This window comes from Staphylococcus sp. HMSC068C09, assembly GCF_001813735.1.
Classification (GTDB): Bacteria; Bacillota; Bacilli; order Staphylococcales; family Staphylococcaceae; genus Staphylococcus; species Staphylococcus hominis.
The window spans coordinates 476066-499550 of the sequence record NZ_KV813756.1; the positions used below are offsets into that span (position 1 = coordinate 476066).

Here is a 23485-nt window from a genome sequence, read left to right on the forward strand (position 1 = left end):
ATGAAGGCATTAGTATTTGGTGGTTCTGGTAGTATTGGTAGTGCGATTGTAGATCGTTTATTAAAAGAGGGATATGAAGTAGTACTTCAATATTATCAATCTGATATTTCATCCTTAGAAAAAAAGTATAAAGGTGAAGCCGTAGAATTCATTCAAATGGATTTGACTCATGATATTGATTTAAATGATATATTTAGTCATATAAAACAGTTAGACTGTTTAATTTATAGTAGTGGTACATCATTATATGGCATGCTACAAGATATGAAAGATAAAGAGATAGATGAATGTTATCATATTCATGTCAAACAGTTGATTCGATGCTGTCGATATTTCATAGACCTATTGAGAAAAAGTACAAATGGTAGAATTATTGTTATCTCATCAATTTGGGGCGAGACGGGAGCAAGTATGGAAACTATTTATTCAGCAATGAAAAGTGCTCAAATTGGATTTGTAAAGGCCCTCAGTCAAGAGCTAGCATTGACGAATGTCACTGTGAATGCTATAGCACCTGGTTTTGTTTCAGGACGTATGGCTAAAGCATTCAGTGATGAAGAAAAAGCAGTTATCTTATCTGAACTACCACAACAAAGAATGATAGCTCCACAAGAAGTAGCACATGTGTGTGCTTATTTATGCCATCCTAATGCTAAGAGTATTACAGGAACAGTCCAAAAGGTTAATGGTGGTTGGTATATTTAAAAAGTATCCTAAATTTTAAATGCAGATTTGACGATTCGTTTTTTATAATCAATGATATAATAAATTTAATTATATAAGGGGAATATTTCAAATTGTATTTAAACAAGGGGTTGGTTAGATGACTGTTGCTAAAAAAAAGGAATGGTATTTAGAATACGAGATAATTGTTAATCGGGCTGGACTTTTAGGCGACGTATCGAGTTTACTTGGTATGTTAGGAATTAGTATTATTACTATAAATGGTGTTGATCAAGGGCGTCGTGGATTACTTATTAAGACAGATAGTCTTGAAAAAGTCACACGTTTTGAAAATATCATTCATGAATTGAAAGAAATAGAAATAACAAAGTTAAGAATTCCAGAGTTACGTGATCGTTTAGCAGTGCGTCATGGTCGCTATATTGAACAAGATGCTGGTGACAAAAAAACATTTCGTTTTGAACGTGAAGATTTAGGTTTACTTGTCGACTTTTTAGCAGAATTATTTAAAGAAGATGGTCATAAATTAATAGGTATTAGAGGGATGCCTCGTGTTGGAAAAACAGAATCGATTGTCGCAGGTAGTGTCTGTGCGCATAAACGATGGCTATTTATAAGTTCAACATTAATTAAACAGACAGTTCGTAGTTCTCTTATAAAAGGTGAATATGATGCTAATCATGTTTATATTATTGATGGTGCGGTAACTGCTAGAGAAACAAATCCTAAACATCAACAGTTAGTTGAAGAAGTGATGACTTTACCGTCAATAAAAGTAGTTGAGCATCCAGATTTATTTATAGAAACAAATCAATATAGCATCGATGATTTTGATTATATTATCGAGCTACGTGAACATGAGAATCAAAAAATTGAATATGATCACATGAAACAACAAGTTAAACAACAAGCAATTAAAAGCAAAAACACATTAGATTTTGGAGAAGATGTGTTTGGCGGTGGCTTCGGTTTTTTTGAGTAATGAAGGTGGAGGCGTCAAAAGTGAAAACAATTGGTGAAACCTTAAAAGGTAGAAGAGAAAGATTAGGAATGACATTAACAGAATTAGAACAACGTACACAATTAAAGCGAGAAACGTTAAAATATATTGAAGAGAATAAATTTGATCAACTTGCCAAAGTGGATTACGCTGAAGGTTTTATTAGACGTTATGCAAGTGTAGTTAATATGGATGTAAATCAACTCATTAAAGTGCATCATGAAGAAATTCCTAATCAACATAATCAACTCGATACACTTTTACATCATTATCGACACAACGAAGTGCCCGAATATCGTACTAAAAATAAAGAACCTATTCAATTATTGATTATGATTAGTATTGTTATAATTATTACTTTTATTATGTGGGTATTAGCAGTATTATTAATATAATATACATATAAATTAAGAAATGAGGTATTAAAATGAATATACCTAACCAGATTACAGTTTTTAGAGTGATTTTGATTCCAGTATTTATATTATTTGCTCTAGTAAACTTTGGTTTTGGAAGTGTATCTGTATTAGGTGGATATGACATAAGAATAGAGCAACTTATTGCTGCTATTATTTTTATTGTAGCTTCTTTAAGTGATTTTTTAGATGGTTATTTAGCAAGAAAATGGCAACTTGTAACAAATATGGGTAAGTTTTTAGATCCATTAGCGGATAAATTATTAGTTTCTAGTGCTCTTATTGTTATGGTTCAATTAGGGCTAACTAATTCAGTTGTAGCAATTATTATCATTGCTCGTGAGTTTGCGGTTACAGGTTTACGTTTACTTCAAATTGAACAAGGATTTGTGAGCGCAGCAGGCCAATTAGGTAAAATTAAAACAGCTGTTACAATGGTAGCAATTATTTGGATTTTACTTGGTGATTTATTCTCAAACTGGATTGGATTCCAATTAGGACAAGTATTATTATACATTGGCGTATTCTTTACAATATTATCAGGAATTGAATATTTCTATAAAGGTAGAGATGTGTTTAAGCAATAAAAGTATAATCAAATAAAGTGAAATGTAATGAGAGTCGCATAAAATGACTCTCATTTTTTTGAGTTATTTTTTAGATTATATAATAGATTAAGTATAAAATATGAATTAAGACTATATAAGGGAGAGGGACATATGAATATATCTATCATAGCAGTAGGTTCAGAATTATTATTAGGTCAAATAGCAAATACAAATGGCCAATATTTATCAAAACTTTTCAATCAAATTGGAAAGAATATAGTTGAACATACAGTTATCGGTGATAATCCTGATCGTTTAGAATTTATTATTAGAGAAGGACTAAAAAGATTTGACACATTAGTGCTCACTGGTGGATTGGGCCCAACTAAAGACGATTTAACTAAACAGACAGTAGCAAAAGTATTAAATAAAAACTTAGTGACTAATGAAGAAGCATTAAATTATATTGAAGATTTTTTCAAAGAACAAGGGCAAGAAATGACACCTAATAATAAACAACAAGCACTTGTAGTAGAGGGAGCGAAAGTATTAAAAAATCATTATGGTATGGCTCCAGGTATGTTTATTGAAATGGATAATAAAAAAGTAATTCTGTTACCTGGTCCTCCGAGTGAAATGCAACCTATGGCTAAAAATGAGTTGCTTCCATTACTTATAGATAATGACAATACTATTTTTTCAGAGCAACTGAGATTTGCAGGAATTGGAGAATCGAAAGTTGAAACAGAACTTATGGATTTAATTGAAAAACAAACTAATCCTACGATAGCTCCGTTAGCAGGGAAACATGAAGTATATATTAGATTAACAGCAAATGCTTCTACACAAAGTGAATGTAAAACATTGATTCAACCTATAAAAGAAGAAATACTAGAACGAATTGGTCAATTTTATTATGGTTCAGATGACACATTGTTAGAACAATCTGTAATGGAACAAATGAATTCTACAGTAAGTATATATGACGGGGTAACGGATGGAGCGATTTATACTCGTTTAAAACGCTTTGATAAACAAAATATATTAAAAGGAATATTACCAGATAATGATATATTTTTAAATCATCATTCAAGTATTGAAATGCAATTAAGAGACGCCTCTTCATATGTAAAAGATTTATATAAAACTGAAATGGGTATAGCAATATTACATGAGAAAGAGGAAGTTTATCTAGCAATTAATACAAAAGATGATTTTAAAATGACTACATTTAAGATAACACAATCAAGAAATATACTGCCCAACAGAAGTCAAAATTATGTATTAATAAGATTATTAAATTGGCACTAAAATGTACTTAAATTAAAAAATGGTTATAATTTTCGGGCACATTTGTTCGATTTTGTATTCATTGTTCTCTTTTTATACGAACAAATATTCGCAAAATACTTGTGTTTGAATATGGTTAAGAGTATAATATATATATAATATTAAATAGATAACTATCTCATATAGGAGGTTTCGTTTTGGATAATGATCGTCAAAAAGCTTTAGATACAGTTATAAAAAATATGGAAAAATCCTTTGGTAAGGGTGCAGTAATGAAATTAGGCGATAATAAAGGTCGTCGTGTATCTAGTGTATCAAGTGGTTCAGTTACTTTAGATAATGCACTAGGTGTAGGTGGTTATCCTAAAGGAAGAATTATTGAAATATATGGTCCTGAAAGTTCCGGTAAAACAACAGTAGCACTTCATGCCATTGCTGAAGTACAAAAAAATGGAGGCGTTGCTGCGTTTATCGATGCTGAACATGCACTTGATCCAGTATATGCTGAAGCATTAGGTGTTGATATAGATAATTTATATCTTTCTCAACCCGACCATGGTGAACAAGGTTTAGAAATAGCAGAAGCTTTCGTAAGAAGTGGAGCAGTTGACATTGTTGTTGTAGACTCAGTTGCTGCTTTGACTCCTAAAGCTGAAATTGAAGGTGAAATGGGAGATACACATGTTGGTCTTCAAGCACGTTTAATGTCTCAGGCTTTGCGTAAACTTTCAGGTGCAATTTCAAAATCAAATACTACAGCTATATTTATTAACCAAATTCGTGAAAAAGTTGGAGTAATGTTTGGTAATCCAGAAACTACACCAGGTGGTAGAGCATTAAAATTCTATAGCTCAGTACGTTTAGAAGTGCGTCGTGCAGAACAATTAAAACAAGGTCAAGATATTGTAGGTAACAGAACTAAAATTAAAGTTGTTAAAAATAAAGTAGCACCACCATTTAGAATTGCTGAAGTAGATATCATGTATGGTCAAGGTATTTCAAAAGAGGGCGAATTAATTGACTTAGGTGTAGAAAATGATATTGTCGATAAATCTGGTGCTTGGTACTCATATAATGGTGAGAGAATGGGTCAAGGTAAGGAAAATGTTAAAACATATCTTAAAGAAAACCCTCAAATTAAAGATGAAATCGATCGCAAATTACGTGAAAAATTAGGCATTTTCGATGGTGATGTTGAAGAAAATGAAGATAAATCATCACAAACATTATTCGATGAAGAATAATGTTAAATTTTTAATGCTTTAACTAGAATATACTTAAAAATATTAAAATTATTTTGTGTGAGAGTGAATGATGAGTTCGAAATGAATTCAATGTCACTCTCTTTCTTTTATAAGTATGTGTAGTGAAATTGAAGTGAAATTTCATATCTTGACACTACTGAGTACATAAACGTACAATTAATATGTATATTATTTATACAATTTATAAAAAATCATAGAGATTTTAATATACAAGCAAATACCTAGAAAAAGGAGGTGTTTATGTGAATTTATTAGACCTCCTACTCATTTTGCTGGGGATTATTCTAGGGGTTGTTGTAGGGTATTTTTTAGCCCGAAATATATTACATCAAAAGCAAATTCAAGCTAGACAAACTGCTAATGATATTATCAAACAAGGACAAAAAGAAGCAGATAATATCAAAAAAGAGAAATTATTAGAGGCAAAAGAAGAAAATCAAATCATTAGAGAACAAGTTGAAACAGAGCTACGTGAAAGACGTAGTGAGCTTCAAAGACAAGAAGCCCGAAATCTTCAAAAAGAGGAAAATTTAGATCGTAAATCAGAATTATTGGATAAAAAAGATGAGATTTTAGATCAAAAAGAATCCAAAATTGAAGAAAGACAACAACAAGTAGATGCAAAAGAGAGTAGTGTTCAGACGTTAATAATGAAGCATGAACAAGAATTAGAACGCATCTCCGGTCTCACTCAAGAGGAAGCAGTTAATGAACAACTTCATAGAGTGGAAGAAGAACTGTCACAAGATATTGCAGTGCTTGTTAAGGAAAAAGAAAGAGAAGCTAAAGAAAAAGTTAACAAAACAGCAAAAGAATTGTTAGCTACTACTGTACAAAGATTAGCTGCTGATCATACAACGGAATCTACTGTTTCAGTAGTTAATTTACCAAATGATGAGATGAAAGGTCGAATTATTGGTAGAGAAGGTAGAAATATTCGTACTTTAGAAACGTTAACAGGTATCGACTTGATTATTGATGATACTCCTGAAGCAGTGATTTTATCTGGATTTGATCCAATTAGACGTGAAATCGCTAGGACTGCATTAGTGAATTTAGTCTCTGATGGAAGAATTCATCCAGGTCGTATCGAAGAAATGGTAGATAAAGCTAGAAAAGAAGTAGATGACATCATTAGAGATGCAGGTGAACAAGCAACATTTGAAATCAATGTTCACAATATGCATCCAGATTTAGTGAAAATTTTAGGCCGCTTAAACTATAGAACAAGTTACGGCCAAAATGTCTTAAAACATTCTATGGAAGTCGCACATCTTTCTGGAATGTTAGCTGCTGAATTAGGCGAGGATGTTAGTTTAGCAAAAAGAGCTGGATTACTACATGATGTAGGTAAAGCAATTGATCATGAAGTTGAAGGTAGCCATGTTGAAATTGGTGTTGAATTAGCTAAAAAATACGGTGAAGTTGAAACTGTTATTAATGCGATTCATTCACATCATGGAGATGTTGAACCAACATCTATAATTTCAATTCTAGTAGCTGCTGCAGATGCATTATCGGCCGCGCGTCCAGGAGCACGTAAAGAAACACTTGAAAATTATATTCGTAGATTAGAACGCTTAGAAACTCTTTCAGAAAGTTATGAAGGTGTTGAAAAAGCGTTCGCAATTCAAGCTGGTAGAGAGATTAGAGTTATTGTTTCTCCTGAAGAAATAGATGATTTAAAATCTTACCGATTAGCTAGAGATATAAAAAATCAAATTGAAGAAGAATTACAATATCCAGGACATATTAAAGTGACAGTTGTTAGAGAGACTAGAGCAGTAGAGTATGCGAAGTAATTTTTAAAATTAAATAGGGACTCACTGAGTACTAAAAAACCTGAGACATGTTTAAAATGTCTCAGGTTTTTCATTATTTAAGTTGTAAATCAGTTTTTTTGATTTCAGAAAGAATTTCAGCTGTATCATAACAATTTGTAGCAATATTAGAATATCTTTCTGCTAAACGGTATGCGTTAATATATAATTCTAAGCTTTCTTTGGCCATATCTTCTGCATCTTCTGATTTTGATGGGTTTGCTTTTACAACTAGTTCTGCAAATTTTTCTGGATCGATATTAATAGACATTTAATTATACAACTCCTAAATTTTTATAATATTATAATAACATATGCTGTATGCATGCTAAAGTTAAGACTGTGTAATTTTAAAAAATATGAAACTCTACCTTTAATTATATAGTTATTTCAATTACACTATATTGTGAGAGGATGAACATTAATGCGAATTTTATTTATTGGAGATATCGTAGGAAAAGTAGGGAGAAATACCATTGCTGAATATTTGCCTAAATTAAAGCAAGCTTATAAGCCTACGTTGAGCATTGTTAATGCAGAAAATGCTGCTCATGGAAAAGGTTTAACTGAAAAATTATATAAACAATTGCTTAGAGATGGCGTGGATTTTATGACAATGGGTAATCATACTTATGGTCAAAGAGAAATTTATGACTTTATTGATGATGCTAAAAGAATGATAAGACCTGCTAATTTTCCGAGTGAAGCGCCAGGTGTTGGCATGCGTTTTATTCAGGTTAATGATATTAAAGTTGCCATCATTAACTTGCAAGGACGTTCATTTATGCAAGATATTGATGATCCATTTAAAAAAGCAGATCAATTGATTGAAGAAGCTAAAAAAGAAACTAATTATATTTTTGTAGATTTTCATGCAGAAACTACTTCAGAGAAAAATGCAATGGGTTGGTATTTAGATGGAAGAGTCAGCGCTGTTGTAGGCACACATACTCATATTCAAACATCTGATGAGCGTATTTTGCCCAATGGTACAGGCTATATTACAGATGTAGGTATGACTGGTTATTATGATGGAATACTAGGGATTAATCGCGAGGAAGTTATTAAGCGTTTTATTACAAGTTTACCACAACGACATGTAGTGCCTGATAATGGTAGAAGTGTACTTTCAGGTGTTATTATAGATTTAGATAAAAATGGAAGAACCAAACTCATAGAACGCATTTTAATCAATGAGGATCATCCTTTTGATAAATAGTGTATAGTCCATTAGTATGAATTTAAATAAAAGCCACTGTTGACATAGTAAGACGGTGGTTATTTTTGTTATGATTTAGTATGAATTAATTCCACAGGAGGCTAATGATATGAAACCACAAATATCATGGAAAGTGGGCGGACAACAAGGTGAAGGTATTGAGTCAACTGGAGAAATATTTGCTACTGCAATGAATCGAAAAGGTTATTATTTATATGGATATCGACATTTCTCAAGCCGAATTAAAGGCGGTCATACAAATAATAAAATAAGAGTCTCAACTTCTCCAGTTCATGCAATTAGTGATGATTTAGATATTTTAGTTGCATTTGATCAAGAGACAATTGAATTAAATCATCATGAAATGAGAGAAGATAGTATTATTATTGCAGATGCTAAAGCTAAACCTTCTAAACCAGAACATTGTCGCGCTCAACTTATTGAATTACCGTTAACATTAACAGCTAAAGAATTAGGTACTGCACTGATGAAAAATATGGTAGCGATTGGTGCAACTTGCGCAGTAATGAAATTAGATACAACAACTTTCGAAACGTTAATTACAAATATGTTTACTAAAAAAGGTCAAAAAGTTGTTGAAATGAATATAGAAGCGCTTCATCAGGGTTATGAGTTGATGAAGGATAAATTAGATACAGTAAATGGTGATTATTTACTAGAAGATAGTGAGGGTACACCACATTTATACATGATTGGTAACGATGCAATTGGATTAGGCGCGATTTCGGCTGGTTCAAGATTTATGGCAGCTTATCCAATTACGCCCGCTTCAGAAATTATGGAGTATATGATTGCAAATGTTCCAAAAGTAGGAGGAACTGTAGTACAAACTGAAGATGAAATTGCTGCAGCGAATATGGCAATTGGTGCGAACTATGCAGGAGTTAGAGCATTTACTGCGAGTGCGGGACCAGGTTTATCTTTAATGATGGAAGCCATTGGTTTATCAGGTATGACTGAAACACCACTAGTTATTGTTAATACGCAACGTGGAGGCCCTTCAACTGGATTACCTACAAAACAAGAACAGTCAGATTTAATGCAAATGATATATGGAACACATGGAGATATTCCTAAGATAGTAGTAGCACCAACTGATGCTGAAGATGCTTTTTATTTAACTATGGAAGCTTTTAATTTAGCTGAAGAATATCAATGTCCGGTTATCGTATTAAGCGATTTGCAATTGTCATTAGGTAAACAAACAGTAAAACAACTCGATTACAATAGAATTCAAATTAAACGTGGAGAGCTTATTCAATCAGATATTGAACGTGATGAAGATGATAGATCATACTTTAAACGTTATGCACTTACAACATCTGGAATTTCACAACGTCCAATCCCTGGTGTTAAAGGTGGTATTCACCATGTTACTGGTGTTGAACATAATCAAGAAGGTAAGCCAAGTGAAGCTGCTGACAACAGACGTGAACAAATGGAAAAACGTATGAGTAAAACTGCGAACTTACTTATTGAAACACCTGTTGATTATGATGAGAAACATGAGAAAGCAGATATTTTATATATCGGATTTATTTCAAGTAAAGGTGCAATTGAAGAAGGAAGTAAACGATTAAATAATAATGGTATTAAAGTTAATACGATGCAAATTCGCCAACTTCACCCATTACCAAAAGATATTATTCAACAAGCTATTGATAAAGCTTCAAGCGTCATAGTAGCTGAGCATAACTATCAAGGCCAATTATCAAATATCTTAAAAATGAATACTGCCATTCAAGACAAATTAGTTAATCAAACTAAATATGATGGTACACCTTTTTTACCACATGAAATAGAAGAAAAAGGACTTTCAGTAGCTAAAGATATGAAGGAGATGATGTAATTGGCTACATTTAAAGATTTTAGAAACAGTGTGAAGCCAAACTGGTGCCCAGGGTGTGGAGACTTTTCAGTACAAGCTGCAATCCAAAAAGCGGCAGCAAATTTAGGTTTAGAACCTGAAGAAGTGGCATTAATTACTGGAATAGGTTGTTCAGGTCGTTTATCAGGTTATATTAACTCTTATGGGGTACATGGTATTCATGGTCGTGCATTACCTCTTGCACAGGGAGTGAAAATGGCTAATAAAGACTTAACAGTCATTGCTTCAGGTGGCGACGGAGATGGTTATGCGATTGGCATGGGTCATACAATTCATGCATTACGTCGCAATATGAATATTACTTATATTGTTATGGATAACCAAATTTATGGCCTAACTAAAGGTCAAACGTCCCCATCTTCTGCTGTTGGATTTGTAACTAAATCAACACCTAAAGGAAATATAGAAAAAAATGTTGCGCCATTAGAATTAGCACTATCATCAGGTGCTACATTTGTAGCACAAGGTTTTTCAAGTGATATTAAAGCATTGACGAAATTAATTGAAGATGCAATTAATCATGATGGTTTTTCATTTGTAAATGTGTTTTCTCCATGTGTAACATATAATAAAGTGAATACGTATGATTGGTTTAAAGAACACTTAACTAGTATAGAAGATATTGAAAATTATGATCCAACAGATAAACAATTAGCGATGAAAACTGTATTAGAACATGAATCACTAGTTAAAGGTATTGTATATCAAGACACAACAACACCTTCATATGAATCACAAATTGAAGAATTAGATGAAAGTGCATTAACTAAAAGAGATATCCGTCTTTCTGAACAAGAGTTTAATGACTTAACTGCTCAATTTGTATAATTTTTTTAAAGGCATTCTTGAAAGTATCATATGACTTCAAGAATGTCTTTTAATTTAAGTTTAAATTTATAAAAATCTTGTTAAACTTCATTTATTTATTTTTATTAGGGAAGAAAATAATATAGTAAATAAAAGGAGTGGGGATGTTGGACAAATTTAAATCAATGCAAGAATTGGAAAAAGAAACGATAGAAAATGAAGACTGGAAAATAATAACTAGAAATCGAAATAGTAGTGTTTCAATATTAGCAATTCATGGTGGAGGCATTGAACCTGCTACAACTGAATTAGCAAGTATAATTGCTGATGAAGGAGGATATAATTACTTTATTTTCGAAGGTTTACGTAGTAAAGGAAATAAAGAATTGCACGTAACTTCTACACGTTATGATAATAAAGATGCAATGAATCTGGTAACTGAAAGTAACCAAGCTATTGCTATTCATGGTTGTGAAGGGAACGAGAGCATTGCTTATGTTGGTGGAAAAGATGAACGTCTAAAATCACTCATCAAAGAACAATTAAATCATATTGGTATAAAAGCAAAAGAAGCACCAAGCCATATTTCAGGTCAACAGGATAATAATATTGTTAATTGTACAACTAGAGGTAGAGGTGTACAAATTGAGTTAACTACCTCATTACGTAAGGCTTTTTTCAAAAATAATAAAATAAATCGAAAAAGTAGAGAAAATCAGTCAAATTGGGATAAATTAATGTACGACTTTGCAAAAGCCATAAAATCTGCAATAGAAAATATAGAATAACTCAGATTTATAAAGATAATCATGATAAAATAAAATTATAAATAAATCATAGAGGTGAAATTTATGCAAGATACGTTAATGAGTGTACAAATAGTTCCTAAAACACCTAATAATGATGATGTTATTCCTTATGTAGATGAAGCTATTAAAATTATCGATCAGTCGGGGCTACATTACAGAGTAGGTCCTCTTGAAACGACTGTCCAAGGTGATATGAGTGAATGCTTAATTTTAATTCAAAAATTGAATGAAAGAATGGTTGAATTAGAATGTCCTAGTATTATTAGCCAAGTGAAGTTTTATCATGTGCCAGAAGGGATATCTATTGAAACTCTAACTGGTAAATATGATGAAGCATAACATATGTTAAAGTTAAATGAAGTTTAGTTAAAGTGGAGTAAGATTCAAGATGACATCTATTCCACTTTTTTATTCAATATTTAATAATAGAATATATTAATTTGTAAACTCTTTTTGCACTTTAATGCTAATTTTAATATAATGTACTAATGATATTAGGGCATATAGAAAGGATTTTTGTAAAGTGAATGAAGAGCAAAGAAAAGCTGGTACGATAGATATTTTAAACGAACGTAATAAAAAAGCAGAAAAAGACTATAGTAAATATTTCGAACATGTTTATCAACCACCTAATCTTAAAGAAGCAAAAAAGCGTGGTAAACAAGATGTTCAATATAACCGAGATTTTCATATTGAAGATAAATATAAAGGTATGGGGAAAGGACGAACATTTTTAATTAAAACATATGGTTGTCAAATGAATGCACATGATACTGAAGTAATGGCAGGAATTTTGCAAGCTTTAGACTATCAAGCAACTGATGATATTAATGAAGCGGATGTTATATTAATTAATACATGTGCTATTCGTGAAAATGCTGAAAATAAAGTATTTAGTGAAATAGGTAATTTAAAACATTTAAAGAAAAATAGACCTGAAACATTAATTGGTGTATGCGGTTGTATGTCACAAGAAGAATCTGTTGTAAATAAAATCTTAAAATCATATCAAAATGTGGATATGATTTTTGGAACGCATAATATCCATAAATTACCTGAAATTTTAGAAGAAGCATATTTATCAAAAGCCATGGTCGTTGAGGTTTGGTCTAAAGAAGGCGACGTTATTGAAAACCTACCTAAAGTGCGTGAAGGAAGTACAAAAGCATGGGTTAATATTATGTATGGATGTGATAAATTCTGTACATATTGTATTGTACCTTTTACACGAGGAAAAGAACGCAGTCGTAGACCACAAGATATCATTGAAGAAGTTCGAGGTCTCGCTCGTGAAGGTTATAAGGAAATTACGCTTCTAGGACAAAACGTTAATTCATATGGAAAAGATATTAAAGATTTAGATTATGGTCTAGGTGATTTATTAGAGGATATTTCTAAAATTGACATTCCACGTGTACGTTTTACAACGAGTCATCCTTGGGATTTTACAGATAGAATGATTGAAGTGATTGCAAAAGGTGGAAATATCGTTCCTCACATTCATTTACCTGTGCAATCTGGAAATAATGCTGTATTAAAAATAATGGGACGTAAATATTCACGTGAAAGTTACTTGGATTTAGTTGATAGAATTAAAGAAGCTATTCCTAATGTCGCCCTTACTACTGACATAATAGTAGGATATCCTAACGAAACAGAAGAACAATTTGAAGAAACACTTTCATTATACGATGAAGTTCAATTTGAACATGCTTATACGTATTTGTATTCACAAAGAGATGGTACGCCTGCTGCTAAAATGAAAGATAATGTTCCAACTGAAGTGAAAAAAGATCGCTTGCAACGTTTAAATAAAAAAGTTGGTCAATATTCAGAAAAAGCAATGCAACATTATGAAGGACAAGTTGTTACTGTTTTATGTGAAGGAACAAGTAAAAAAGATGAAACAGTTCTAGCAGGTTATACTGAAAAAAATAAATTAGTTAACTTTAAAGGACCACGTGAAGCCATTGGTCAGCTTGTTGATGTTAAAGTTAAAGAAGCAAAACAATACTCATTAAATGGTGAATTTTTACATTTTCATAATCAAGTTATGGTGACTAATTAATATGTATGAGAAAGAAGATATTCTAAAACAAGCAGATAGTGTATCGAACAAAATAAAGGGACTAGAATTGATTAAACAATATCAAAATGTAGAGCAACAAATTCATGAGAATTCATCAATTGACCAAAAAATGAAACAATTAAAATTGCAACAAAAACAGTCAGTAAATTTTCAAAATTATGGCAAGCATCAGGCTTATCAAAAATCTGAAAAAGAAATTTCTCAACTTGAAAAAGAAATCAATGCATTACCTATTGTTGAAGAGTTTCGGTCAGCGCAATTTGAAGCAAATGAGTTGTTGCAATTGATGGTTTCTACTATGGAACAAAGTTTAAATAAGCATAATGAAAAAGCACATCATGACTCATAAACAGAAGGGAATATTCAAAGATGAAAACTAAAAAACTTACCATTACAGCTTTACTCATTGCTTTTAATGTCGTATTTAGTAGTTTTATTATTATACCTTTAGGTCCAGTAAAAGCAGCCCCAGTACAACATTTTGTAAATGTACTATGTGCTGTTTTTGTAGGACCATGGTATGGTTTAGCACAGGCTTTGATTTCTTCTTTAATAAGAATAATATTTGGAACTGGCAGTGCATTTGCCTTTCCTGGTAGTATGATTGGTGTGTTTCTAGCTAGCATCTTCTATATGTATAGAAAGCACATATTTATGGCTGCAGTTGGAGAAGTGATTGGAACTGGAATCATTGGTAGTTTAATGTGCATTCCACTATCTTGGATATTAGGTTTGCAACATTTCTTTATCAAACCATTAATGCTTGTATTTTTAGTTTCAAGTTTCCTTGGTGCGGCGATTAGTTATATCTTACTTATAGTGTTAAAAAAACGTGGATTATTAGATAAATTCAAATAAATATTTTATTTAAGATTATCATTTCATACGCTTAATAAGTTTAGTGTTTATTAAGCGGAATAAAGAGATGATAATCTTTTATTTTTAAGTTGTAGAATAATATTCTAATTTAGATAACGAGCGCTTCAGTATGACATATGTTAAAATATACAAGTTAAAATGTGAGAAACAAGTATATATCAGTAAGGTTGTGAAAAAAATATGGCTAATGTGACACCTATGATGCAACAATATTTAAAAATAAAATCTCAATATCAAGATTGCTTATTGTTTTTTAGATTAGGTGATTTTTATGAAATGTTCTTTGAAGATGCTAAAGAAGCATCTAGAGTATTAGAAATTACTTTAACTAAAAGAGATGCTAAAAAAGAAAATCCAATTCCAATGTGTGGTGTTCCGTATCACTCAGCAAATAGCTATATTGAAACACTTATTAACAATGGATATAAAGTTGCTATTTGTGAACAGATGGAAGATCCAAAACAAACTAAAGGCATGGTTAAAAGAGAAGTAGTTAAAGTAGTCACACCTGGAACAATGATGGAACAAGGCGGAATGGATGAAAATCAAAATAATTATATTCTTAGCTTCATTCAGAATGAAAATGGATACGCATTAAGTTATTGTGATGTTTCTACTGGTGAATTAAAAGCTACCAATTTTGAAGATGAAAGCACGTTAATTAATGAAATCATTACGATTAACCCAAATGAAATTGTAGTACGAGAAGACATAAATGAAGATTTAAAAAAACAAATTTCACTTACTACAGAAACGATTACAGTTAGAGAAGAAATTTCTGATATGGAATATAGTGTCAATACATTAGAAAATAATTTAATGTTTTTGACAACACAATTATTGTTAGATTATATTCATCATACTCAAAAAAGAGATTTGTCTCATATTGAAGACGTGATAACCTATGCGGCGATTGACTTTATGAAAATGGATTATTATGCAAAACGCAATTTAGAGCTTACTGAAAGCATACGTTTAAAAAGTAAAAAAGGAACATTGTTATGGTTAATGGATGAAACAAAAACACCTATGGGTGCAAGACGCTTGAAACAGTGGATTGATCGCCCACTTATTCATAAAGACAATATTGAACAACGATTAGATATCGTAGAATCATTTATTGATCATTTTATAGAAAGAGATACTCTAAGAGGTTACCTTAATCAAGTATATGATATTGAAAGATTAGTAGGACGAGTAAGTTATGGAAATGTAAATGCTCGTGATTTGATTCAACTCAAACATTCTATTTCTGAAATTCCAAATATTAAATCACTTCTTGAACAAATGAATAGTGTGACAACAACGCAGTTTAGCACATTAGAACCATTAGAAGATTTACTGACAGTCTTGGAAGATAGTTTAGTAGAAGAACCACCTATTTCAGTTAAAGATGGGGGGCTGTTCAAACAAGGATTCAGTAAACAACTAGATGAGTATTTAGAAGCATCTAAAAATGGAAAAGATTGGCTCGCACAACTTCAAGCGAAAGAACGTGAAAGAACAGGTATCAAATCTTTAAAAATTAGCTACAATAAAGTTTTTGGTTACTTTATTGAAATCACACGTGCTAATCTTCAAGGATTCGAACCAAGCGAGCATGGCTATCATCGTAAACAAACTTTATCTAATGCAGAAAGATTTATTACAGACGAATTAAAAGAAAAAGAAGATATTATTTTAGGTGCAGAAGATAAAGCAATTGAATTAGAATATCAACTGTTTATTCGATTGAGAGAGCATGTTAAATCATATACTGAAAGATTACAAAGACAAGCAAAAGTGATATCAGAGCTTGATTGTTTACAAAGTTTTGCAGAAATTGCACAAAAATATAACTATGTTAGACCAAAATTTAGTGATGATAAAACATTGAACTTAGAAAATTCTAGACATCCTGTTGTAGAACGTGTGATGGATTATAATGATTATGTACCAAATGATTGTTATCTTGATCAAAATAACTTTATTTATTTGATTACTGGCCCAAATATGTCCGGTAAATCAACTTATATGCGACAAGTGGCAATCATTAGTATCATGGCACAAATGGGAGCTTATGTACCATGTGATAATGCAATATTACCGATTTTTGATCAAATTTTCACAAGAATTGGTGCAGCAGATGATTTAGTATCCGGTAAAAGTACCTTTATGGTTGAAATGCTAGAAGCACAAAAAGCATTAACATACGCAACAGCAGATAGTTTAATCATCTTTGATGAAATCGGACGAGGAACGTCAACATATGATGGCTTATCTCTAGCGCAAGCTATGATTGAATATGTATCTGAAACATCACATGCTAAGACGCTTTTTTCAACCCATTATCATGAATTAACAACATTAGATCAACAGCTATCTAGTTTAAAAAATGTACATGTAGCAGCAGATGAGTATCAAGGTGAACTTATTTTCCTTCATAAAGTTAAAGAGGGTGCTGTTGATGATAGTTATGGTATTCAAGTTGCTAAATTAGCAAATCTTCCTGAGAAAGTAATTGAAAGAGCTCAAGTTATTTTAAATGCGTTTGAACAAAATGGAGTATTAGATGAGAATGTCCATCGTCAACATTATAATGACAACTCTAAAGATATTGAAAATAAGAATCATTTAAATAATAAGGAAGAACACTCAACTATTAAACAAACAGATGTGTTTGAACAAACAAGTTTTGACTTATTTAATTCGAATGAAACACAAAGTGAAATAGAAGCACAAATTAAAAATTTAAATATTTCAAATATGACACCTATTGAAGCATTACTTAAGTTAAGCGAATTACAAAATCAGTTAAGATAGAGGTGTTAATACATGGGTAAAATTAAAGAATTACAAACATCTTTAGCAAATAAAATTGCTGCAGGAGAAGTGGTTGAACGTCCTAGTTCAGTAGTAAAAGAATTACTTGAAAATGCAATTGATGCTAAGGCGACTGAAATTAATATAGAAGTAGAACAATCAGGTATTTCCTCAATTCGTGTAGTCGACAATGGAACTGGAATTGAGCAAGATGATTTGCAACTTGTTTTTCATCGCCATGCTACCAGTAAAATAAATGATGATGACGATTTGTTTCATATCAGAACATTAGGGTTTCGAGGTGAAGCACTGGCCAGTATTTCATCTGTAGCTAAAGTGACACTTAAAACGTGTACAGATAATGAAAATGGTCACGAAATTTATGCTGAAAATGGTGAAATATTATCTCAAAAACCAGCAAAAGCCAAAAAAGGAACAGATATTAAAGTAGAATCATTATTTTATAATACGCCAGCTCGGTTAAAATATATTAAAAGTTTATATACAGAATTAGGAAAAATTACAGATATTGTTAATCGAATGGCAATGAGTCATCCAAACATTCGCTTTTCACTTATATCTGATGGAAAAACGATGTTAAAAACGAATGGTTCTGGAAGAACAAATGAAGTGATGGCTGAAATATATGGTATTAAAGTTGCAAAAGATTTAGTTCACATTTCTGGCGATACTAGTGACTATCATTTAGAAGGATTTGTTGCTAAACCGGAACATTCTCGTAGTAATAAACATTATATTTCAATTTTTATTAATGGTCGATATATCAAAAATTTCGCTTTAAATAAAGCTATTACTGAAGGATATCATACACTTCTAACCATAGGTCGTTACCCTATTTGCTATATCAATATAGAAATGGATCCAATTTTAGTAGATGTCAATGTGCATCCAACGAAACTTGAAGTTAGACTTTCAAAAGAAGAACAACTTTATAATTTAATTATTGAAAAAATTAGACATGCATTTAAAGATAGAATATTAATTCCTAAAAACGATTTAGATCGAACACCTAAAAAAAATAAAGTATTGCATACATTTGAACAACAAAAAATCGATTTTGAACAAAAACAACAAAATATTTCAAATGAGACAAAACAATTAGAAAATAAAAATGACCCCAACATTTCGACTAACAATACCTTTTCAACAATAAGTCATCAATATGATGAAGCACATACCTCTGATGATTCTTACACTAGAGAAGATAACGAAAATTCTAGTGTCTATAATAATAAACGTAGTATGGATAAAGATTACTTCGACATTCAAAAAGATATTTTAAATAGTTTAGATCGTGCCGAATCTTCAATCGATAACACTCGACATGATGAAACCAATATTTATAATTATGATGAAAATGATGACTTTCAAGAGAATGTTACAAATCAAGAAGAACAAGATATTAAAGGTAAAGTAAGTTCAACACCGTCTCGACGTGTGCCATATATGGAAGTAGTTGGCCAAGTACACGGTACCTATATTATTGCTCAAAATGAAAATGGAATGTTTATGATAGATCAACATGCTGCACAAGAACGTATTAAATACGAATATTTCAGAGAAAAGATAGGCGAAGTATCAAATGAAGTACAAGATTTGTTAATTCCTTTAACATTTCACTTCTCAAAAGACGAGCAATTAATTATTGATCAATATCGAGAAGAACTTGATAAAGTAGGGGTCCATTTAGAACATTTTGGTGGATATGACTATATTGTAAATAGTTATCCAGTATGGTTTCCTAAAGTGGAAGCAGAGGAAATTATTAAAGATATGATTGAACTCGTATTAAATCATAAAAAAATTGACGTTAAAAAAATGCGTGAAGACGCAGCTATTATGATGAGTTGTAAGAAGTCAATTAAAGCAAATCATTATTTAAAAAAGAATGAAATGGCAGATTTAATTGATCAATTAAGAGAAGCGGAAGATCCATTTACTTGTCCTCATGGTAGACCAATTATTATTAACTTTTCAAATTATGAATTAGAGAAATTATTTAAACGAGTAATGTAGAAGGGATGCATAGAAATGAAAGAACACGTACTACCAGCAATTCGAAATATGAAAGATTTAGAGAAATTAATTCAAACGGATTATAAAGTGTGTGTCCTTTTAGATATGCATGTAGGTCATTTAAGAAGCATTATAGAGTTACTTAAAAAACATGACATTGAAGCATATATTCATATTGATTTAATTAAAGGAATGGCACATGATGAATATGCATGTGAATATATCATTCAAACTTATAAACCAAAAGGGATTGTTTCAACAAAAACAAAAGTTATTCAAAAAGCAAAATCATTAAATGTACTTACTATTTTTAGAGTTTTTATTATTGATAGTCAAGCACTCAATCGTAGTATACAACTCATAAAGAAAGTGGACCCAGATTATGTTGAAGTACTACCAGGTATTGCTCATAAAATTGTTGAAAATGTAAGAGAAGCAACGACTGCTAAAATTATAGCAGGTGGGCTAATCGAAGAAGAAAAAGAAGTGAATGATGCAATTAATAGTGGTGCAAGTTATGTAACCACAAGTAACAGAAAATTATGGTAGAAATTATATTTTTAACCTGAGACAAAATTGATGTCTCAGGTTTTTTTATGTATTGATAAAAAATAATTATAATACGCTCTTTTAATCTATAAAATAAATTGTGACAATTTTTTTACAAAAATCATTGACAACGCTTACAATTATTTTGTATGATTTATACAAGTTAATATTTGAATGAGAGATGAAGAGATTTCTGCAACCCTAATTATATAGTTTGTAGAAGTCTCTTTGCCTTGTAGGAGGTTAAAACATGAATGCTTATTTAGCAGAGTTTTTAGGCACGGCCATTCTTATTTTGTTCGGTGGAGGCGTATGTGCAAATGTAAATTTAAAACGTAGCGCTGGACAAGAATCTGATTGGATCGTTATTGCCGCTGGATGGGGCTTAGCTGTAACTATGGGAGTTTATGCAGTAGGACAATTTTCTGGAGCCCATTTAAATCCAGCTGTGTCAATTGCTTTAGCAGTTGAGGGAAGTTTTAGTTGGATAAAAGTACCAGGATATATTGTTTGTCAAATGTTAGGAGGAATTGTAGGAGCTACACTTGTTTGGTTAATGTATTTACCACATTGGAAAGCAACTAAAGATCAAGGTGCAAAATTAGGCGTATTCTCTACTGCACCTGCTATTAAAAATTATTTTGCTAACTTTTTAAGTGAAATTATTGGAACTGCTATTTTAAGTTTAGGGATTTTATTTATTGGGGTAAATAAAATTGCAGATGGATTAAACCCATTAATTGTGGGTAGTTTAATTATTGCAATAGGTTTAAGTTTAGGTGGGCCTACAGGTTATGCCATTAATCCAGCTCGTGACTTAGGACCAAGAATTGCACATGCGATTTTACCAATTGCTGGTAAAGGAGGATCTAATTGGTGGTATGCTATTGTACCAGTACTAGGACCAATTGCTGGCGGTATGCTAGGTGCTGTAATTTATCAAGTTTTTTATAAAAATGAATTTACTTTTATGAGTGGTGTTAGCATTGTAGTTGTAATTGTTACATTACTTATTGGTTTATCTCTTAATAAATCAAATAACAATAAAGATATTGAATCAATTTATTAAAAGTAAAAATTTAGTTTTAAATCATATAATATATTGACTATGTGATTCAAAGGATACTTAACACATACAGTCAGAATGAAAGAAGGAGAAAAATTATGGAACAATACATCATGTCAATAGACCAGGGCACAACTAGCTCTAGAGCAATTTTATTTGATAAAGAAGGAGAAATTCAAGGCGTTGCGCAAAGAGAATTTAAACAATACTTTCCTAAATCTGGTTGGGTAGAGCATGACGCCAATGAAATATGGACATCAGTATTAGCAGTAATGGCTGAAGTGATAAATGAAAATGAAATTGACCCTGAACAAATTAAAGGTATTGGTATTACTAACCAACGTGAAACTACGGTCATTTGGGATAAGAAAACAGGCCGTCCAATTTATCATGCAATTGTTTGGCAATCTCGTCAAACACAACATATTTGTAATGAATTAAAAGAACAAGGTCACGAAAAAACATTTCGTAATAAAACAGGTTTATTATTAGACCCTTACTTCTCTGGAACAAAAGTAAGATGGATATTAGATAATGTTAAAGGTGCAAGAGAAAAAGCAGAAAATGGGGATTTATTATTCGGAACTATCGATACTTGGTTAGTGTGGAAACTTTCTGGTGGAGAAGCACATATTACAGACTATTCAAATGCTAGCCGTACATTAATGTATAACATTCATGAACTTAAATGGGATGATGAATTATTAGAATTACTAGATATTCCTAAAGCAATACTTCCAGAAGTTAAAGAATCTAGTGAAATCTATGCACATACTAAAGATTATCATTTCTTTGGTCAAGAAGTACCAATTGCTGGTATTGCTGGTGACCAACAAGCAGCATTGTTTGGTCAAGCTTGTTTCGAACGTGGTGATGTGAAAAATACGTATGGTACTGGCGGATTCATGTTAATGAACACTGGTGAAGAACCTGTAACGTCTGAAAGTGGATTGTTAACTACAATTGCTTATGGTCTTGACGGTAAAGTAAACTATGCACTTGAAGGATCAATTTTCGTATCTGGATCAGCAATTCAATGGTTACGTGACGGTTTAAGAATTATTAATTCTGCACCGCAAACTGAAAACTATGCAACACGTGTTAATTCTACTGATAATGTCTACTTTGTTCCTGCATTCGTAGGACTTGGTACACCATATTGGGATTCTGAAGCACGTGGTGCGATTTTCGGATTAACTCGTGGTACTGAAAAAGAACATTTCATTCGTGCAACATTAGAATCTTTATGTTATCAAACACGCGATGTTATGGAAGCAATGTCTAAAGATTCAGGAATTGAAGTAAATAATTTACGTGTTGATGGTGGCGCAGTAAAAAATAACTTTATAATGCAATTCCAAGCAGATATTGTTGATACATCAGTTGAACGTCCGGAAGTTCAAGAAACAACAGCACTTGGAGCTGCTTATCTAGCAGGTTTGGCTGTAGACTTTTGGGAAGATAAAAAAGACATTGCTGATAGATGGAAATTAGAAACAGAATTTAATCCAGAAATGTCTGAAGAAACAAGAACTAAGTTATATAAAGGTTGGAAGAAAGCAGTAGAAGCTACTCAAGTCTTTAAATTAGAAGATTAATTTTTAATTATGGCTTAGTTACAAAGAATATGTTATGATGTAATTAAGTTAATACATTAGTCGAGATTTGAGAGACCTGTTATCATGCAGTATGCTTCTGTGTGTATAGGTCTCTCTTTTTTTAATATAAATTTTGGAGGGTATATTATGGCATTATCTACTTTTAACAGGAACTTAATTAAAAAGAATTTAAGAAATAAAGAATTTGACGTTGTAGTTATTGGTGGAGGAATTACTGGTGCAGGTATTGCATTAGATGCTACACAACGTGGTATGAAAGTAGCTTTAGTAGAAATGCAAGACTTTGCGCAAGGTACAAGTTCTCGCTCAACTAAATTAGTACATGGTGGTTTACGTTACTTGAAACAAGCACAAATCAAAGTTGTTGCTGAAACAGGTAAAGAACGTGCAATAGTTTATGAAAATGGTCCCCACGTAACAACTCCTGAATGGATGTTATTACCGATGCATAAAGGGGGGACATTTGGTAAATTCACAACTAACATCGGGTTAACAATGTATGATCGTTTAGCAGGCGTTAAACGTCATGAACGTAAAAAAATGTTATCAAAACAAGCTACTTTAAATAAAGAACCTCTTGTGAAAAAAGATGGTTTAAAAGGTGGCGGATACTACGTAGAATATCGTACTGATGATGCTCGCTTAACAATTGAAGTGATGAAACGTGCTGCTGAAAA

The 23485-nt window shown here is 31.7% G+C and carries 22 protein-coding genes; 21 read left to right on the forward strand and 1 reads right to left on the reverse strand.

Going from position 1 to position 23485, the window contains the following annotated elements; genetic code table 11:
- The 7 genes from ymfI to rny all read left to right on the forward strand — a co-directional run bounded on the left by ymfI (window position 1) and on the right by rny (window position 7005).
- Window positions 1–705 carry an elongation factor P 5-aminopentanone reductase gene (ymfI, locus tag HMPREF2930_RS07035; RefSeq protein ID WP_017174621.1) on the forward strand — a complete coding sequence of 235 codons (705 nt, stop codon included), beginning with the start codon at window positions 1–3 and terminating at the stop codon, window positions 703–705.
- A 118-nt stretch (window positions 706–823) separates the two neighbouring features.
- The gene (locus tag HMPREF2930_RS07040; RefSeq protein ID WP_002448864.1) at window positions 824–1666 is read left to right on the forward strand and encodes a DUF3388 domain-containing protein; all 843 of its coding nucleotides are present in this window, start codon (window positions 824–826) and stop codon (window positions 1664–1666) included.
- Between the two features lie 20 nt (window positions 1667–1686).
- The gene (locus HMPREF2930_RS07045; protein ID WP_017174622.1) at window positions 1687–2079 is read left to right on the forward strand and encodes a helix-turn-helix domain-containing protein; all 393 of its coding nucleotides are present in this window, start codon (window positions 1687–1689) and stop codon (window positions 2077–2079) included.
- A gap of 32 nt (window positions 2080–2111) precedes the next feature.
- Window positions 2112–2687, forward strand: a complete 576-nt coding sequence (pgsA, locus tag HMPREF2930_RS07050) for a CDP-diacylglycerol--glycerol-3-phosphate 3-phosphatidyltransferase (protein WP_017174623.1) — start codon at window positions 2112–2114, stop codon at window positions 2685–2687.
- 132 nt (window positions 2688–2819) lie between these two features.
- The gene (locus HMPREF2930_RS07055; protein ID WP_019835105.1) at window positions 2820–3959 is read left to right on the forward strand and encodes a CinA family nicotinamide mononucleotide deamidase-related protein; all 1140 of its coding nucleotides are present in this window, start codon (window positions 2820–2822) and stop codon (window positions 3957–3959) included.
- 176 nt (window positions 3960–4135) lie between these two features.
- Window positions 4136–5182 carry a recombinase RecA gene (recA, locus tag HMPREF2930_RS07060; RefSeq protein WP_002448773.1) on the forward strand — a complete coding sequence of 349 codons (1047 nt, stop codon included), beginning with the start codon at window positions 4136–4138 and terminating at the stop codon, window positions 5180–5182.
- A 263-nt stretch (window positions 5183–5445) separates the two neighbouring features.
- Window positions 5446–7005 carry a ribonuclease Y gene (gene rny / locus HMPREF2930_RS07065; RefSeq protein WP_002448856.1) on the forward strand — a complete coding sequence of 520 codons (1560 nt, stop codon included), beginning with the start codon at window positions 5446–5448 and terminating at the stop codon, window positions 7003–7005.
- A 73-nt stretch (window positions 7006–7078) separates the two neighbouring features.
- Here rny and HMPREF2930_RS07070 read toward each other — a convergent pair whose 3' ends face one another.
- On the reverse strand, window positions 7079–7294 hold the full coding sequence (locus HMPREF2930_RS07070) for a hypothetical protein (RefSeq protein ID WP_002448781.1): 216 nt from the start codon (window positions 7292–7294) through the stop codon (window positions 7079–7081).
- Window positions 7295–7447: 153 nt separating this feature from the next.
- Here HMPREF2930_RS07070 and HMPREF2930_RS07075 point away from each other — a divergent pair, with 153 nt between their 5' ends.
- The 14 genes from HMPREF2930_RS07075 to HMPREF2930_RS07140 form a co-directional block, all read left to right on the forward strand.
- The gene (locus HMPREF2930_RS07075) at window positions 7448–8242 is read left to right on the forward strand and encodes a TIGR00282 family metallophosphoesterase (RefSeq protein ID WP_017174625.1); all 795 of its coding nucleotides are present in this window, start codon (window positions 7448–7450) and stop codon (window positions 8240–8242) included.
- A 109-nt stretch (window positions 8243–8351) separates the two neighbouring features.
- The gene (locus HMPREF2930_RS07080; protein WP_017174626.1) at window positions 8352–10112 is read left to right on the forward strand and encodes a 2-oxoacid:acceptor oxidoreductase subunit alpha; all 1761 of its coding nucleotides are present in this window, start codon (window positions 8352–8354) and stop codon (window positions 10110–10112) included.
- The gene (locus HMPREF2930_RS07085) at window positions 10113–10979 is read left to right on the forward strand and encodes a 2-oxoacid:ferredoxin oxidoreductase subunit beta (RefSeq protein ID WP_017174627.1); all 867 of its coding nucleotides are present in this window, start codon (window positions 10113–10115) and stop codon (window positions 10977–10979) included.
- 146 nt (window positions 10980–11125) lie between these two features.
- Window positions 11126–11746 (forward strand): poly-gamma-glutamate hydrolase family protein, encoded by a 621-nt coding sequence (locus HMPREF2930_RS07090; RefSeq protein ID WP_017174628.1) that lies wholly within the window; start codon window positions 11126–11128, stop codon window positions 11744–11746.
- Window positions 11747–11809: 63 nt separating this feature from the next.
- Window positions 11810–12106 (forward strand): thiamine-binding protein, encoded by a 297-nt coding sequence (locus HMPREF2930_RS07095; RefSeq protein WP_002448768.1) that lies wholly within the window; start codon window positions 11810–11812, stop codon window positions 12104–12106.
- Window positions 12107–12290: 184 nt separating this feature from the next.
- Window positions 12291–13835 (forward strand): tRNA (N6-isopentenyl adenosine(37)-C2)-methylthiotransferase MiaB, encoded by a 1545-nt coding sequence (gene miaB, locus HMPREF2930_RS07100; protein ID WP_017174629.1) that lies wholly within the window; start codon window positions 12291–12293, stop codon window positions 13833–13835.
- Between the two features lies 1 nt (window position 13836).
- Window positions 13837–14205 carry a YlbF/YmcA family competence regulator gene (locus tag HMPREF2930_RS07105; RefSeq protein ID WP_017174630.1) on the forward strand — a complete coding sequence of 123 codons (369 nt, stop codon included), beginning with the start codon at window positions 13837–13839 and terminating at the stop codon, window positions 14203–14205.
- 20 nt (window positions 14206–14225) lie between these two features.
- Window positions 14226–14714, forward strand: a complete 489-nt coding sequence (thiW, locus tag HMPREF2930_RS07110) for an energy coupling factor transporter S component ThiW (RefSeq protein ID WP_017174631.1) — start codon at window positions 14226–14228, stop codon at window positions 14712–14714.
- A 201-nt stretch (window positions 14715–14915) separates the two neighbouring features.
- The gene (mutS, locus tag HMPREF2930_RS07115) at window positions 14916–17537 is read left to right on the forward strand and encodes a DNA mismatch repair protein MutS (RefSeq protein ID WP_017174632.1); all 2622 of its coding nucleotides are present in this window, start codon (window positions 14916–14918) and stop codon (window positions 17535–17537) included.
- 12 nt (window positions 17538–17549) lie between these two features.
- Window positions 17550–19574, forward strand: a complete 2025-nt coding sequence (mutL, locus tag HMPREF2930_RS07120) for a DNA mismatch repair endonuclease MutL (protein WP_037540998.1) — start codon at window positions 17550–17552, stop codon at window positions 19572–19574.
- A 15-nt stretch (window positions 19575–19589) separates the two neighbouring features.
- The gene (locus tag HMPREF2930_RS07125) at window positions 19590–20123 is read left to right on the forward strand and encodes a glycerol-3-phosphate responsive antiterminator (protein ID WP_017174634.1); all 534 of its coding nucleotides are present in this window, start codon (window positions 19590–19592) and stop codon (window positions 20121–20123) included.
- Between the two features lie 250 nt (window positions 20124–20373).
- Entirely contained in the window at window positions 20374–21192 is an 819-nt protein-coding gene (locus tag HMPREF2930_RS07130; RefSeq protein WP_017174635.1) for an MIP/aquaporin family protein, read from the forward strand.
- A gap of 95 nt (window positions 21193–21287) precedes the next feature.
- Window positions 21288–22787 carry a glycerol kinase GlpK gene (gene glpK / locus HMPREF2930_RS07135; protein ID WP_017174636.1) on the forward strand — a complete coding sequence of 500 codons (1500 nt, stop codon included), beginning with the start codon at window positions 21288–21290 and terminating at the stop codon, window positions 22785–22787.
- 147 nt (window positions 22788–22934) lie between these two features.
- Window positions 22935–23485 (forward strand): FAD-dependent oxidoreductase (locus tag HMPREF2930_RS07140; protein ID WP_141751513.1); only part of this gene is annotated, 551 nt, incomplete at its 3' end.

What these genes read in the sequence shown, in the direction of transcription:
- ymfI (WP_017174621.1), top strand. Translation starts at nt 1, where the DNA reads ATGAAGGCATTAGTATTTGGTGGTTCTGGTAGTATTGGTAGTGCGATT.
- HMPREF2930_RS07040 (WP_002448864.1), top strand. Translation starts at nt 824, where the DNA reads ATGACTGTTGCTAAAAAAAAGGAATGGTATTTAGAATACGAGATAATT.
- pgsA (WP_017174623.1), top strand. Translation starts at nt 2,112, where the DNA reads ATGAATATACCTAACCAGATTACAGTTTTTAGAGTGATTTTGATTCCA.
- HMPREF2930_RS07055 (WP_019835105.1), top strand. Translation starts at nt 2,820, where the DNA reads ATGAATATATCTATCATAGCAGTAGGTTCAGAATTATTATTAGGTCAA.
- HMPREF2930_RS07070 (WP_002448781.1), bottom strand. Translation starts at nt 7,294, where the DNA reads ATGTCTATTAATATCGATCCAGAAAAATTTGCAGAACTAGTTGTAAAA.
- HMPREF2930_RS07075 (WP_017174625.1), top strand. Translation starts at nt 7,448, where the DNA reads ATGCGAATTTTATTTATTGGAGATATCGTAGGAAAAGTAGGGAGAAAT.
- HMPREF2930_RS07080 (WP_017174626.1), top strand. Translation starts at nt 8,352, where the DNA reads ATGAAACCACAAATATCATGGAAAGTGGGCGGACAACAAGGTGAAGGT.
- HMPREF2930_RS07095 (WP_002448768.1), top strand. Translation starts at nt 11,810, where the DNA reads ATGCAAGATACGTTAATGAGTGTACAAATAGTTCCTAAAACACCTAAT.
- HMPREF2930_RS07105 (WP_017174630.1), top strand. Translation starts at nt 13,837, where the DNA reads ATGTATGAGAAAGAAGATATTCTAAAACAAGCAGATAGTGTATCGAAC.
- thiW (WP_017174631.1), top strand. Translation starts at nt 14,226, where the DNA reads ATGAAAACTAAAAAACTTACCATTACAGCTTTACTCATTGCTTTTAAT.
- mutS (WP_017174632.1), top strand. Translation starts at nt 14,916, where the DNA reads ATGGCTAATGTGACACCTATGATGCAACAATATTTAAAAATAAAATCT.
- mutL (WP_037540998.1), top strand. Translation starts at nt 17,550, where the DNA reads ATGGGTAAAATTAAAGAATTACAAACATCTTTAGCAAATAAAATTGCT.
- HMPREF2930_RS07125 (WP_017174634.1), top strand. Translation starts at nt 19,590, where the DNA reads ATGAAAGAACACGTACTACCAGCAATTCGAAATATGAAAGATTTAGAG.
- HMPREF2930_RS07130 (WP_017174635.1), top strand. Translation starts at nt 20,374, where the DNA reads ATGAATGCTTATTTAGCAGAGTTTTTAGGCACGGCCATTCTTATTTTG.
- glpK (WP_017174636.1), top strand. Translation starts at nt 21,288, where the DNA reads ATGGAACAATACATCATGTCAATAGACCAGGGCACAACTAGCTCTAGA.